The 15,690-nt window shown below is 40.2% G+C and carries 5 protein-coding genes; 4 read left to right on the top strand and 1 reads right to left on the bottom strand.

The features are described from left to right. Positions 1 to 214 precede the first annotated feature (214 nt). Positions 215 to 703 (top strand): cytochrome b/b6 domain-containing protein, encoded by a 489-nt coding sequence (locus F6K54_RS42705; protein WP_366558065.1) that lies wholly within the window; start codon positions 215 to 217, stop codon positions 701 to 703. 273 nt (positions 704 to 976) lie between these two features. On the opposite strand, the gene F6K54_RS06010 is transcribed toward F6K54_RS42705, so the two are convergent. Further along, positions 977 to 2,176 carry a ferrochelatase gene (locus tag F6K54_RS06010; RefSeq protein ID WP_293075613.1) on the bottom strand — a complete coding sequence of 400 codons (1,200 nt, stop codon included), beginning with the start codon at positions 2,174 to 2,176 and terminating at the stop codon, positions 977 to 979. 603 nt (positions 2,177 to 2,779) lie between these two features. Here F6K54_RS06010 and F6K54_RS06005 point away from each other — a divergent pair. The 3 genes from F6K54_RS06005 (at position 2,780) to F6K54_RS05995 (ending at position 15,465) form a co-directional block, all read left to right on the top strand. Then, positions 2,780 to 3,379: a hypothetical protein gene (locus F6K54_RS06005; RefSeq protein WP_293075611.1), complete on the top strand. Its 600-nt coding sequence runs from the start codon at positions 2,780 to 2,782 to the stop codon at positions 3,377 to 3,379. Between the two features lie 106 nt (positions 3,380 to 3,485). Beyond that, on the top strand, positions 3,486 to 4,382 hold the full coding sequence (locus F6K54_RS06000) for an alpha/beta fold hydrolase (RefSeq protein ID WP_293075609.1): 897 nt from the start codon (positions 3,486 to 3,488) through the stop codon (positions 4,380 to 4,382). 346 nt (positions 4,383 to 4,728) lie between these two features. Then, positions 4,729 to 15,465 (top strand): Calx-beta domain-containing protein, encoded by a 10,737-nt coding sequence (locus F6K54_RS05995; protein WP_293075607.1) that lies wholly within the window; start codon positions 4,729 to 4,731, stop codon positions 15,463 to 15,465. Positions 15,466 to 15,690: the final 225 nt, after the last annotated feature.

Below are 15,690 nucleotides of genomic sequence, written 5' to 3'. Positions count from 1 at the left end.
AGGTAAGTATATCCTTGCGATTAAAGTGCCAGAATTTAGATGATTTTCTCAAGGAGTAAAAATTTAAAAATACAGTTGATCATATAAGGTAATTTCAACTCAAACAATCAAGTTTATTTCCCAAAGAATACAAAATATCAAACTTTATTCAATTATGAAAACTCAACAATATAAACCATTTTTACTCCGCTTATTTCACGGTATTAATGCTTGACTGATAATTGCTTGCCTAATTACAGGGTTTTTAGTTTATGATAGCTGGGACGGTAGATTTGGTAAACTTGGTCTGACTGTAAAAAACCGCAGTTTAATTGATATTCATGGAACTTTTGCTTTTGTCTTGTTTTTTGTATTTTTAGGGTTTCTAATAGTTAGTATTAACATTGGCAGAAACCGTTTAATTAAATTAGATGATTTGCCAAAATTAATAAATAAAGTAGGTACAAAAATTTGGTGGCATAGACTGCATCGCATTGTTAATACCACAATTTTACTCGCAGCAATTTTATCCATAGGTTCGGGAAAACTTCAAGATGAAAATTGGCTGCCAAGTGGAGAAATGAATCACATTTGGTACTACATTCATCTCACCGGTTGGTTAATAATGTTATTGGCGATCGCAACTCACTTATTGATGAGTGCCAAAATAGGTGGAATATCTCTAATTTTATCTATGTTTAGGTTTAAATTTTCAACAAAGTAGCGATCGTTTTTTTTTTGAAATAAAAATTTTTTAGATAAAGCAAACCCCCCTTAAAAAAAGAGAGGCTTTAAAAAGTTGAAGATTAGAAAATTAATTATTTGAAGAAGAATTCATATACAATCCGCTTAAATAGTCGTCATTGCGACGATAGGAAGCAATCTCCTAAAACCTTGAGATTGCTTCCTTCCACTCCGTTCCAGTCGCAATGACTTGGATATAGTAATTACCCGGATTTATATCAGAAGTTCAAAACTCCTAACTCCTGAATTCTTCCTAATGATGATGATGATGGTGGTCATGGTCGTGATGGTGATGATGACCGTGGGAATGTCCATGTTCTCCACCGTGACTATGACTATGAGTCTTCTTCGCTTGTGCCACTGCTAAAGAAGGATTAACAGCTAAAGCATTTTCACTCAACAACTCCTCAATATAAAGGTTAGCCCAATCAGCAGCCATCTTCAAAAATTCTGGGCGATCATTGACACAACGCATTTGACGATAAGTTACTTCTGGATATTTGCGACGTATCGCTTCAATAATATGCTCAACATCTAATAATGTTTCGTGATTTTCTGTAGCAAAACCAATAGGCATAAATATAATAGCTGTTGCACCTAATTCTATGAGGTTTTTCGCAGCAGTTTTAGCATCTGGTTGAGTCCAGTCAATTAGTGGGGTATCGTGATTTAACCAACCTACAGAAATTAAAGGAAAACGATTAATTAAACGTTCCCGCACTAACTCATAAAGTGCCTGACTTTCATCAATTCCAGAAGTAAAACCTTTGGCTTCGTGAGGGCAACCATGATTAGTTAAAACAATGCCAATTTGAGATGGTAAATGAGCAACTGCTAAGTCATTAGCAATTTCTTCTTCTACCATTGTTGCCATTAGATTAATATAATCAGGTTCGTTATAAAAAGAAGGAATATAACGTTGACCTTTAATCCAATGTTCGGTTTTATCTGCTAATTTTACTAAAGCTTCATTAACCTGTTCAACAGCAATTCCACTGGTAAAAATAGAGTCAACTACGAGCAAAGGATAAATCAATAATTTATCAAATCCTTCAGCTTTTATTTGTGTTAATACCTGTTCTGGTAAGTGGGGAGCGCAGAAATTAAAAGCTTTGAAAACTTTGACGCGATCGCCCCATTTTGTTTGGAGATTTTTTTCAATTCCTGCTCTTTGACTTTCAAAAATAGCATTATGAGGAGAGATAAAATTGCCATGTTGATGACTCCATTCATGCAAGTCAAAAATAGCTAATAATTTGGCAATGGGAGGATATATCCAGGTAGGAACAGGAGCAAATTTAGCAGTAAGTAAATTTAAAGCTTGTTCGTTATAATTAGCAAAATCTTCATAACTTTCTACTTCACCATATCCCATTAATAAGACTGCTACTCTGTCTTTTTTTTCAGATGGAGCAACTGTTGATTGTTGAATTTTTTCTGGAGTAGTAACCACGTTTTTTCCCTTGATTTTAGAATTATTAATTAAAAAGCGTTCAGCACTTCAGCACTTCAGCGGTCAGTTTTGCGCATTTGCGTTTGCGCAGCATTCCGCAAGGAAAGCATTCCGCAACAGAAAGGCTAGGGAAGGAAGCAACCCCTCCTCAACAGTGAGTAATTAAACTCTGGTGCTAGTTTAACACTCCCCTCCGGGGGGATGGGTACTACAATAATTGAGATTATATTAAAATATTGAAGGCCAGATTTACTGATAACTGATAACTGATAACTGATAACTGAAATGACCCAATTATTTTGATAAAGAGCTGAAGACTCAGACAAGGCCAGATTTTTCCATCCTTCAGTCCTCTCCCAGATAACTAAAGCCTTCTTCCTTATGACTTCTGAATTTTGACTTATAACTTATAACTTATAACTTTCTTACTTTTGACTTATAACTTATAACTTATAACTTATAACTTTCTTACTTTTGACTTTTAACTTCACTATGACTTTTGACTTATAACTTATAACTTTCTTACTTTTGACTTTTGACTTTTGACTTTTGAATTTTGGATTTCTTACTTTTGACTTTTGACTTTTGACTTTTGACTTGAATATGACTATAGTAATTTGCCCTGGAATGCACGACTCAAAGTTAACAGAGCAATTCTTGGAGGGATTATTTGTCCATTGGCAAAGTCTCTCTCAATCTGGAGAGTTGTTAATTTGTCCCACACAAGATTATTCTCCCTATTCTGCTATTGACATTTTGAACTTTTTATGTATAAAAAAACAATTGACTAAAAATGTGCCACTATTATTCATTGCCTTTAGTGCCGGAGTAGTAGGAGCAGTGGGAGCAGCTTGGGGTTGGCAACTACGGGGTGGACAAGTCAAAGCCTTTGTTGCTATTGATGGGTGGGGAATGCCTGTAGAGGGAAATTTTCCTATATATAAAGTGAGTCACGACTATTTTACACATTGGAGTTGGGGACTTTTGGGGACTGTGGATGAAAGTTTTTATGCCCATCCATCTGTAGAACATTTGGAAATCTGGCGATCGCCCCAAACTACTAAAGGTTGGTGGTTGCATCAAAACAGCGCCCAATTAGAAACAGCCTCACCAGCGACAGTTAAGGAATTTATTAGTCAAATTGTAGAAAAATACCAAGGCGTAGGTTGGGTTGAGGAACGAAACCCAACAGTAGTAAAGTAGTAAGGTTTTGTTGGGTTTCACTACCGTTCAACCCAACCTACATTTTTAGGCGTGTCAGCGTAACTAATCAAAGCAAAGAATAAAGTATTTTTTATAGGAGCAATCTATGGTGAATACAACAGAAAAAACTTCTTATATTAATGTTAATGGCGTTGAACATTACTATGAGTGGATAAAGACATCAAACTCTACAGAAAAATCAAAACCAGTAATGGTATTTCTCCACGGATGGGGAGGTTCTGGCAGATATTGGGAAAGTACAGCTAAGGAACTTTCTAATCAGTTTGATTGTTTAATTTATGACTTACGAGGATTTGGACGTTCATGTTTACCTCAACCTTCTACTACTGAGGAAAAAGCTATTTTAAAATCCTCAAAAAATCCTACAGAAAAATATGAATTAGTAGGCTATGCAGAAGATTTAGCAATTTTACTTGATGCTTTAAATTTAGAGAAAGTTTATATTAATGCTCATTCTATGGGAGGTTCTATTGCTGCCTTATTTTTGAATATGTATCCAGAGAAAGTAGAAAAAGCAATCTTAACTTGTAGCGGTATTTTTGAATATGATGAAAAAACATTTACAACCTTTCATAAATTTAGTCGTTATGTAGTTATGTTTCGCCCTAAATGGCTAGTAAAAATTCCATTTATGAGTCGCATATTCATGGCAAGATTTTTATATAAATCTCTGCCAGATAGTATTAGTCGTACATTTTTAGAAGATTTTTTATTAGCAGATTTTGATGCTGCTTATGGCACAGTTTTAACTTCCGTAAGTAAAGAAGCTACAGAATGGTTACCAGAACAATTTAAAAAATTTACAGTACCTACCTTATTAGTAGCTGGCGAATATGACCAAATTATTCCCGCAGAAATGGGTAGGCAAGCAGCAGAATTAAATGAAAAAATAGAATTAACTATTATGCCAAATACAGCTCATTTTCCAATGTTAGAAGACCGGGAAAATTATTTACAAAGAGTGACAATTTTTTTGGCTTAGATTTTGTTATTAACAATTCGCGGGCAAGATGCCTAAAAAATTCCTTGGGTAATAAATTTCTTGGCTTAGATTTTGTTATTAACAATTCGCGGGCAAGATGCCTAAAAAATTCCTTGGTTAATAAATTTTTTGGCTTAGATTTTGTTATTAACAATTCGCGGGCAAGATGCCTAAAAAATTCCTTGGGTGATAAATTCTTTGGCTTAGATTTTGTTATTAACAATTCGTGGGCAAGATGCCTAAAAAATTCCTTGGGTGATAAATTTTTTGGCTTAGTTTTTGTTACAATTCGCGGGCAAGATGCCCGCACTACACAATTCCTTTTAATTAATTGTGAGGAAATGAAATGGCTGTAATTAACTGGACAGGAAATGGTGACGGAAGTTCTTGGTTTGACCAGGGGAACTGGGAAAATAATACAATTCCTGGTGCTACGGATGATGCGGTAATTAATGTTGAAGGGAACCGGACGATTCAAATTGATGGTTCAGTTAATGTTAATAGTCTCAATAGTTCGGAGAATTTGAGGGTAATTGGTGGAGCGCTGAATATTACTAATGGCTTGACTTTGGCTTCAAGAGTCAGTTTGACAGCGGATGGAGCTACGGCGTCAGTTTTGGTAAATGGTGCGAGTAATATTGATGGGGCAAGTTTGTTTGCTGAGAATGGTGGGTTAATTAGTTTGCCTGGTTTGACTAATTTTGAGAGTGGAAGTCGCAACACATTTATTCAAGCGGATGGAATAGGCAGTAAAATTGACTTATCATCTCTCACAAGTTTACCTGGTGGTACTAGCGCTTCTACTCGCAATATAAGGTCTTTCAATGGAGGAGAGATTGACCTGAGTGGAGTAACTTCTATTCCAAGTGGAGCAACTAGGATTCAAGCTAGTGGTACTGATAGCTTGGTTAACTTGTCGAACCTCAGTAATTTCAATAATTCTAGGATTTCTTGGATTGAGTTAGCTGATGGAGGTATGATTAATTTTGGTAACCTCACTAACCTGAATGAAATTAGACTCTCTGTTGACAGTACGAATAATCTCAATGCACTAACTTCTCAGTTGGTGAATTTCACTAATGGTTCTATTACTGTCAATGGTGTCACTCCCGATTTGAGTAAATTGGTTAACATTGATGGTAGTAGTTTTTATGCCAACAATGGTGGTGTTATAGACCTGTCTCAAATCCTTAACTATGAGAGTGGAAGTCGCGGCACATCTATTCAAGCAGAAGGAACAGGCAGTAAAATTGACCTATCATCCCTCACAAGTTTACCTGGTGGTACTAGCCTTTCTGGTCGCAGTATAAGTTCTTTCTATGGAGGAGAGATTGACCTAAGTGGAGTCACTTCTATATCCGCTGGGGAAACTGACATTCGAGTTCTTGGCAGCGATAGTTTAGTTAACTTATCGAATCTCAGCGCTATCAATAATTCTAGGCTTTCTAGGATTATTTTAAGTAATGGAGGTACGATTAATGTTGGCAACCTCACTAACCTGAATCAAGTTAGGCTCTCTGTTGACAGTACGAATAATCTCAATGCACTAACTTCTCAGTTGGTTAATTTCACTAATGGTTCTATGACTGTCGATGGCGTAACCCCTGACTTAAGTGGATTGGTTAACATTGATGGTAGTAGCTTTTATGCCAGAAATGGTGGTGTTATAGACCTGTCCCAAATCCTTAACTATGAGAGCGGAAGTGGAAGTAGCACATCTATTCAAGCAGAAGGAACAGGCAGTAAAATTGACCTATCATCTCTCACAAGTTTACCTGGTGGCAGTGGTAGTAGGCGCGATATAAGCTCTTTCAATGGAGGAGAGATTGACCTGAGTGGAGTAACTTCTATATCCGCTGGGGAAACTGATATTGAAGCTGATGGTAGCGGTAGCTTGGTTAACTTGTCGAACCTGAATGAGTTCATTGATAATGCTTCTAATTTTTCTGGCATTGAATCAACTGATGGAGGTACGATTAATGCTGGCAACCTCAATACTATTAACGAAGTAGATATTACTGCAGATGCTAGCGACCTTAACCTACCCGGTTTAACTACTGCTATTGGCAATAACCAATTCCAAGCTCTAAACGGCGGTACACTTAACCTGGTCAATTTTACCACGATTCAAGATGGCACTCTCAATGCTGTAGCTAATGGTGAAAATAGCGTAATTTCGCTTCCTAGCATAATTGATACTGCCGATGATAACTTTATACCTCTAGAAGAAAATGGAGGGGACATTGTGGTTGCGGGTGAGTCAGTGATAAATTTTGTTATCGCTCCTCAGTCCAGAAACATCTCGGAAGGGGATATAGATGCAGAGGGCAACCCAGAAATTACCCCAGTAGAGTTTACAATCACTCGATTCGGAGATAGTTCAGTTACAGGAACTGTAGATTTCGCTACCTCTGGTAATGCTACATTAGGTACTGATTTTAATAATGTTGCCCTCAGTGGTGAGGGTATTTCTTTTGCAGGTAATACGATTAGTTTTGCCCCTGGAGCAAGTGAAGCTAGTGTTAGTTTAGATGTGTTGGGCGATGAAGTGGATGAACCAAATGAAGACATAATTGTCAGCCTCAGCAATCCAACTGCTCCTGGAACAGCTACTATAGATGGTAGTCCAGTAACGTTAACCATTGTTGATAATGAACCTACCCCTACCTTCTCTGTCAATAACGTAACAGTTACAGAAGGACAAACTGCAGATTTCACTGTTTCTCTGAGTATTCCAGTTAGTAGCGATGCAACGGTTGATTTCACGACTAGCGATAACTCGGCAATTCAGGGTGAGGATTACACGGCCATTTCTGGAACTGCAACTATTCCCGCAGGAGAGACTGAAGCTACAATTTCTGTTCAAACGACTGATGATACAGAGATTGAAGAAGAGGAAAGCTTTACTGTCACCCTTTCTAATCCTGTTGCTGAGACAATTATTGGAGACGGAACTGGAGTCGGTACAATTCAGGACAACGATGAAGCACCTGTTCCCAATATTTCTATTGCTGATGCTGCTCCTGTTACGGAAGGAGATGCTGCGACTTTTACTGTTAGTCTAGACGAACCTGCAACCACAGACGTAACAGTAGAATTTGCCACTAGCGATGACTCGGCAACTGCGGAGGAAGATTATACTTCTAATTCAGCTACAGTCACAATTCCCGCAGGAGAAACTCAAACAACAATTTCCGTTGAAACTACTGATGATTCAGAAATTGCAGAAGAGGATGAAACTTTCAATGTCACCCTTTCTAATGCTAATGGAGCAACTATTACGGACAACACTGCCGTAGGTACAATTCAGGATAATGATGAAGCACCTATTCCCAATATCTCTATTGCTGATGCTGCAACTGTTACGGAAGGAGAAACTGCCAGTTTTACTGTTAGTCTAGATCAACCTGCAACAACAGATGTAACTGTAGAATTTGCCACCAGCGATGACTCGGCAACTGCGGAGGAAGATTACACTCCTAATTCTGCTACAGTCACAATTCCTGCTGGAGAGACTGAAGCTACAATCTCTGTTGAAACTATTGATGATACAGAAATTGCAGAAGGAGACGAAACTTTTAATGTCACCCTTGCTAATGCTAATGGAGCAACTATTGCAGACAACACAGCAGTAGGTACAATTCAGGAAAACGATGAAGCACCTGTTACTAATATTTCCATTGCTAATGCTGCACCTGTTCTCGAAGGATATACCACAAACTTTACTGTTAGTCTAGACCAACCCGCAACGGAAGATGTGACGGTTTCTTACACAACCAGCGATGGTAGCGCGACTCAACCGGATGATTACACAGAAACTTCCGGCACAATTACCATTCCGACTGGCAGCACTCAAGCAAATATTACTGTGCCGACAGTTTTAGATGCAGAACAGAATGAACCGGATGAAACCTTTAATGTTAATCTTTCTAATCCCATAAATGGAGCGATCGCTAATAATACAGCTACGGGAACTATTCAAGAGAACAATGGAGTTGAATTACCAGACCTGCTAATTAGCGAACTAGAGGCAGATTCGCCTGCATTTACTGGACAAGAAGCACAGTTTACCTACAAGGTGGAAAACCAAGGTCTAGCAACTTTAGAAGATACATGGGTAGACAAAATTTACCTTTCTACCGACGAACAACTGGATGCAGAGGATGAACTTTTAAGCGAATTTGAGATTAGTGCGAATATTCAAGTTGGTCAGTTTTACGAGCGTGATGTTACCTATTTTAACCCTCGATCGCCTGGAAATTATTATCTAATTGCTGCTGTTGATGCAGACGAAATAGTAGCGGAAGGTCAAGAAGCAAATAATACAGTTATAGCTCCCTTTGAAGTGTTGCCTGCTTACAGTGCAACTGTAACAACAGATGTAGAAGTAGGAGTTACTGGAGAAAGCATTTTATTAGAGGGAACAGCTCGTAGTAATCAAGATAATTCTCCTATTCCCTTTGAGTTTGTCACAATTGAAGTTGAAAATAATGGTTTCACCAGGGAGTTAGACGGGTTTACCGATGCTAACGGCAACTTTGTCCGAGAATTTACTCCCTTGCAAGGAGAAGCTGGAACTTTTAATATTCGTGCTTTCTTCCCTGACAATGAGGGCGAGGATACTGGGTTTGAGGACAGTTTCAATGTCTTGGGTGCAACGTTTAATGAGGAGGAAGTCACTCACAAGATTTTTGCTGATACACCCTTCACCGCTGAAATTAGTCTAGAAAATTTGACTGATACTCCTTTAACCGGGTTTACCTCTAATGTGGTAGATGCGCCCGAATCTTGGAATGTTGAAGTTCAAGTTCCCGATACTTTGGCGGGAGATGGTACGAACAACATTAGCTATACAATTACTGCTCCCAATGAATCTCAAATTACTGAGGATACTTTTGAAATTCAACTCACCAGTGCGGAAGGAGCTACTGCAACTTTACCTGTTAATGTAGATTTAGAACGAACTGTTCCACGATTAGTCACAGATGTTAGCACCATTAGCAGTGGAATGTTGCGGGGAGAGCAAACTTTTGTGGAGGTTGAGTTAACCAACGAAGGTGGAGCAGTTGCTGAGAATATTGACGTTATTCTACCCGAAGCACCTTGGTTATCGGCGGCTACAGACACCATTGAATTTCTAGCACCAGGGGAGTCAACAAATGTTACTTTCATATTGTCACCGGATGAAGAGTTAGAGTTGACCCAGTACCAAGGCAATGTTTTCTTTGATGCTGCGGGGAGCGATGGAGATTTATCTATTCCGTTTGAGTTTCGAGCTGTTAGTGATGCCATTGGTAGCTTACAGGTCAATGTGGTTAATGAGTTGTTTTATTTTACCGAAAGTGCGCCGAAGTTAAGTGGTGCAGAGGTGACATTACGGGATTATTTTACAGGGGAAGAACTCGGCAAAGTTACCACTGATGAGAGTGGTATGGTCAACTTTGACGATTTGCCAGAAGGTTATTATACCTTGGAAGTAAAGGCAGATGACCATGATTCCTTCCGTCAAACAATCCAAATTGATGCCGGGGAAAATGAAATAGTTAACTCTTTCTTGTCTCGTCAGACTGTTAAATATACTTGGAATGTTACAGAAATTGAGATTGAAGACCGCTACGATATTACTTTAGAAAGTGTTTTTGAGACTGACGTGCCTATTCCTACTGTTGTTGTCGATCCGCCTGTAATTGATTTAGCAGATTTACAAGTAGTTGGTCAGGTGAAACAGATTGATATGACTTTTACCAATCATGGTTTGATTGCTGCTAACAATCTGAATATGGACTTTGGGGAACATCCATTCTATAAAATTGAGCCTTTGATTGATGACATTGGTGGTTTAGATGCGAAAAGTTCGATTACTGTACCTGTCAGGATTACGAGAATTGCTGATTTTGATACTTTAGAGTTAAGCAGTTCACAAGAAGACAATGGTATTGTTAATCGTAGTTCCATACAACTTAGGTCTGCTTCTTCTACTCCACAAGTTCCTTGCAACATTTCATATGGTCTTGACTATGATTACATTTGTGCTGGTCAAGTAATAAAACGTGCCATTCCTTTGCTTGTAAGGAATGTGGAAGGAAACTGTGAAACTACTACTAATCCCCCGGATGATGATCCTAGTGGTCCTGGTGGTTCTGGTGATCCTATTGATTTTGGTAATCCTGGTGGTCCTCGTGGTCTTGGTCCTGTTACTGGTGGTGATGTTGTATTAACTCCTTCCAATTGCGATCCTTGTGAAGAAAAGATTAAACAAGAAATTGAAAAATGTGCTCTAAAACTTGTTCCATTAAAGGATTGGCAAAAATGTATAAAGGACGCTAAGAAGTGCGTTGGTGGTCTATCAGATGGTATAGGTTTGATTGATGCTTATAACTGTTTCAAAGCTGCTATAAGCTGTGCAAAGGCTATTGGAAAAACAATTCCTGGACCTTGGAAATATCTGAAATATCTAGAATGTGGCTATAAACTTCTAACAGCTTGTGAAGGAAGTGGAGGAAGTGGAGGAGATGGAGGAAGTGGAGGAGATGGAGGAAGTGGAGGAGATGGAGGAAGTGCAGGAAGTGCAGGAACAGGAAATCAAAGGCGTTTGCTCCTTCAAAGATCGTCACAACTTGACTCTATTCAATCTAGCTCTGTTCCTGAACCTGCCATACAACTTATTAGTGATAATTTACAGCAACTTCAGGACTTTGTAGACGCACAAACTATTCTGTTTGGAGATTTTGTCTGGTGGGAAGCTGCTGAACAAGATGATGTCAATTTCACAAATTGGATTGAGGCATTTGAGACAAGAATTGAAGGTACAGCAACATCGGAGTTAAAAATTTCTGAATCAGAAAGAAATGAACTCTTAAATACTACTTTACCATTAGGAATAACAGGAGCAGATGTTAACAAGTTTCTAGAACGTTGGAATCGGACGATGGATTACTGGGAAGCAGGTATCTTTAATCTATCGGACCTTCCACAAGGGGAAAGCCAATATTTTCTGGCAATAGACACTTGGCAGGATGCTTTAACAAAGGCTAATGCAGCAATTGAAGCCAGTGAAGCAGCAGGTTTCAGTGATGTGGCCGAACAATTTTTTGCTAGTGTACAAGAATTGGAAGAAGCTCTCAATAACGACAGCGATGGAGTCTGCGCTAAAGTCCGTATTGAAATCGACCAAGAAGCAGTATTAACCCGCTCTGCATTCCTCGGCGAACTCGTCATAGAAAACAGTAGCAATGTAGTCAGCTTAGAAAACATTGATATTGACCTAGAAGTATTAGACGAAAATGGTAACGTCGTCAACGAATTATTCGGCATCACCGACCCCATCCTCGAAAATATCTCCGCTGTTGATGGCTCAGGAATTCTAGGAACAGACTCCACTGGTAGCGCCGAATGGACATTTATCCCCACCAACCTCGCCGCTCAGGAAACCCCCGAAGAATATAGTATTGGAGGCAGTCTCAGCTACCTGCAAGAAGGCGAACTCGTCACAGTTCCTCTAGTCTCAACTCCCATTACCGTCTACCCCCAAGCAGAACTCACCGTTGACTACTTCCAACAACGCAACGTCTTTGGAGACGATCCATTCACCGATGCCACAGAAATTTCCGAACCATTCTCCCTGGGAGTATTAGTCAGTAACGAAGGTTTTGGAGCCGCCCAAGATTTAAGCATCACCTCCTCCCAACCCCAAATCATCGAAAACGAAAAAGGATTACTCATAGACTTCGAGATTATCGGTTCTCAAGTAAACGGAAATCCAGCAACTCCTTCCCTCACCGTAGACTTTGGCAACATCGAACCAGGAGAAACCGCCGTTGCTGACTGGTTACTCAAATCCAGCTTGCAAGGAAAATTCATCGAATACGAAGCCACCTTTGAACACGTCAACGGTTTAGGCAACCCGGAACTATCCCTAATCAAAGAAGTCAACATTCACGAACTCATCCAAAAAGTTGAAGCAGATAGCGACGGACTTCCCGACTTCCTAGTAAACGGTGAATTCGATGCCAACTTCTATCCCGATATCCTCCACTTCAGCGACGGTACAACAGCACCAGTCACCGCCATCGACAACGTAACCGTTGACGCACCAGTAACAATTTCCGACCTAGAAGCAGAAATTACAACAACTGCCACAGCAGGATGGACATACATTAACTTAGAAGACCCCGCCAACGGTCAATTCAACATTGACAAAATTATGCGTTCTGATGGCACAGAAATCGACCCCGATAACTATTGGCGCACAGACCGCACCTTCCCTGCCACAGGGCAACCCATCTACGAAAATATTCTGCACATCCTAGATTTAGACAGCGCCGGAAACTACACCATTATTTACGACAGCGACGACAGCGCACCTCCAGAAGTACAGCAAATTATTGACGTAGATCCAAATCCCAGGAATACCCCTGTTCCCGATATCCAAGTTATCTTTACCGAACCCATCGCTGCCGATACCTTTGATTATCAGGATATTCAACTTACCCTGGATGACGGCAATAACCTAATTACCGACGCAGTTTCCGTAACTCAAATTGACCCCATTACCTTCCAAATCAATAACCTGAGTGGAATCACAGGAAACGTCGGACAATATCGACTCGCTATTGATAGCACAGGAATCGAAGATTTAAGCGGAAATACCGGAGCAGGAACAGTCACAGAAAATTGGGTATTCACCGGAGACCGCCCCGCAGTTGCCACCATTGAAGGCTTTACTAGCAATCTGCTGACGACCCCAGTGGACACATTCACAGTCACCTTCACCGAAGCTATTGTTGCTGGAAGCTTCGACTATCAAGACATCACCCTAACTCGCAATGACGGTGGCAACCTGATAAATGACACAGTTACTGTGACAATAATTGATGACCTTACTTACGAAGTTGCCAACATAGCAAACTTGAGTAATACCGAAGGCGAATACGAACTCATTGTTGCTGCGAATAACGTTCAAGATATAGACGGCAATAACGGAGTCGGTGGCAAAGGGTTCACCTGGGAACTGGACAACAACGTACCAACCTTGGCCGGAATTGATGAAATTACTAACCCCCGTAATATTCCCATTCCCAGTATAACTATCACCTTTGACCAGGCGATCGCCCCCGAATCTTTCAGTTGGGAAGATATTACCCTCACAGTTGATGGCGGTGAAAATCTAATTACAGAAAATATAGAAATTGAGGAACAAGATGAAACAACTTACGTCATCAAAGGCTTAATCCCCTTCCAAACCGAAGATGGAGAATATACCCTGACAATCAATGGTTCGGGAATTACAGACAGCGCCGGAAACTCAATAGCTGAGAATATTGCTACCAGTTGGGAACTAGATACAATTGCACCTCTAGCTGCAACTAACATCCTAGTTAATGGTTCTAGCAACGATTCATCCGACTCAACCCAGGATGGCACCGACTACGGAGAATACAGCATTGCCAGCAATAAAATTACCATTGCAGGAGACTTACCAGAAGAAAATCTGCAAGTTTCTTTCACAGACATAACCACAGGAGATTCCCTCGGTCAAGCAACAGTAACAGGAACAAACTTCACTGGAAATATAGAACTTTCTGGAGTAGGGTCTCGCACAGTAGAAATAGCGATCGCCGATGCAGCAGGAAATTCCACAACAGGCACTCTCGAACTTTTCGCCGATGTCACCCTACCCACCATCCTAGAATTTTCCAATGTTCCAGAAACCCTAACCACAGACCCCGTAGAATTTATTGATGTCCGCTTTTCAGAAGCGATCGACATTACAACCTTTGACAACAGCGATATTACCCTCACCCGCAATGGTGAAACCATCTTAACCGATGGAATTACCATCGAAAATATTTCTGATGCTACCTACCGAATTCAGGGACTGACAGACTTAACCACAACCTTTGGTAACTACAGTTTAGGAGTTAATACCACAACCATCCAAGACGAAGCAGGAAATTCTGGCACAGATACAGAATTTGCCAACTTTATTATAGATGAAATTGTTACTCTTCCCCAAGATGCCACCATCGGTGACTTTGTTTGGTTAGACAGTGATGTTGACGGCATTCAAGACCAAAACGAACCTGGTCTAGCAGATATCACGGTCAATCTCTATGACAGCGATGAAAACTTAGTTGAGACAACCACAACTATTGACTCTGGTTCCTACAGTTTCACAGACATTCCTCCAGGGGAATACTTCCTAGAATTTATCGCCCCTGAAGGTTACGGTTTCAGTCCTCAAAATGAAGAAACAAATGACAATCTAGATAGCGATGTAGACCCCACCACAGGTCGTACTACTTCCATCACCTTAGTTGAAGATCAAACTGATTTGACTTTAGATGCAGGTCTCTATGTCATTGATGAAGTTACTGACGATGAAATCACTGGTGATGCAGACGATGATGTGCTAAATGGAGAAGCAGGCAACGACACCTTAAGTAGTGGAGGAGGGAACGACACACTCAGGGGTGGTAGTGGCGACGATATTCTCCGAGGTGGTGGTGGTAAAGACCGCTTGAATGGCGGTCAGGGTAATGATACTCTTAATGGTGGTTTAGGCAACGACCTCCTGTATGGTACATCTGGCAATGACCTTTTGATTGGTCGTCGTGGTAATGACCATCTCCTTGGTGGTAGTGGTGATGATACCCTTAATGGTGGTATTGGTCGCGATCGCCTCAATGGTGGTAGTGGAAATGACGTTCTCAGTGGAGGAGCTAGTATTGACCGCTTTATTTTCAACACCAACAAAGAGTTTAATCCTGAAGATTTAGGAATAGATGAAATTACAGACTTCGTTCCCGGACAAGATTTAATTCTTCTGAATAAAAGAACTTTCACCGCACTGATGAGTGAAAGCGGTACTGGGTTCAGCATTGAGACTGAATTTGAGACAGTTACCAATAGTCAAGATGCTACAACGGCCAATGCTATTATTGTGTACAACACAGAGACCGGGGACTTGTTCTACAACCCCAACGGTAGTGAAGCAGGATTTGGCAGTGGTGGCCAATTTGCCAGACTGCTCAATACAGTATCTCTAAGTGAGGATAATTTTTCGGTAAAAAATTGGGTTTAAACCCTTGCCCTTTTAGGGCAACTTTATGTTACACTTATAAAAGCGGTAAAGGTATTCAACCGCTCTAAAAACCTAGCTACTAATCGTAGCAAACTAGCACCTTGAAAACTAGAGTTAGGGGGCGCATGCACAGGAATGCTTGTGTATGGAAAAGCTCTAAGCAACAAGTATCAGAGAACCAAAATTTTTTTAAGGTTTAAACTGTACCGTAGGGCATACGGGAAC

Origin of the sequence: Okeania sp. SIO3B5 (genome assembly GCF_010692555.1) — a bacterium.
Taxonomy (GTDB): domain Bacteria; phylum Cyanobacteriota; class Cyanobacteriia; order Cyanobacteriales; family Microcoleaceae; genus Okeania.
This window is presented reverse-complemented; position numbering and strand designations above follow the sequence as displayed.

Bases quoted from the DNA above. Each gene is read 5' to 3' on its own strand.
- F6K54_RS06005 (WP_293075611.1), top strand. From the start codon at position 2,780: ATGACTATAGTAATTTGCCCTGGAATGCACGACTCAAAGTTAACAGAG.
- F6K54_RS06000 (WP_293075609.1), top strand. From the start codon at position 3,486: ATGGTGAATACAACAGAAAAAACTTCTTATATTAATGTTAATGGCGTT.
- F6K54_RS05995 (WP_293075607.1), top strand. From the start codon at position 4,729: ATGGCTGTAATTAACTGGACAGGAAATGGTGACGGAAGTTCTTGGTTT.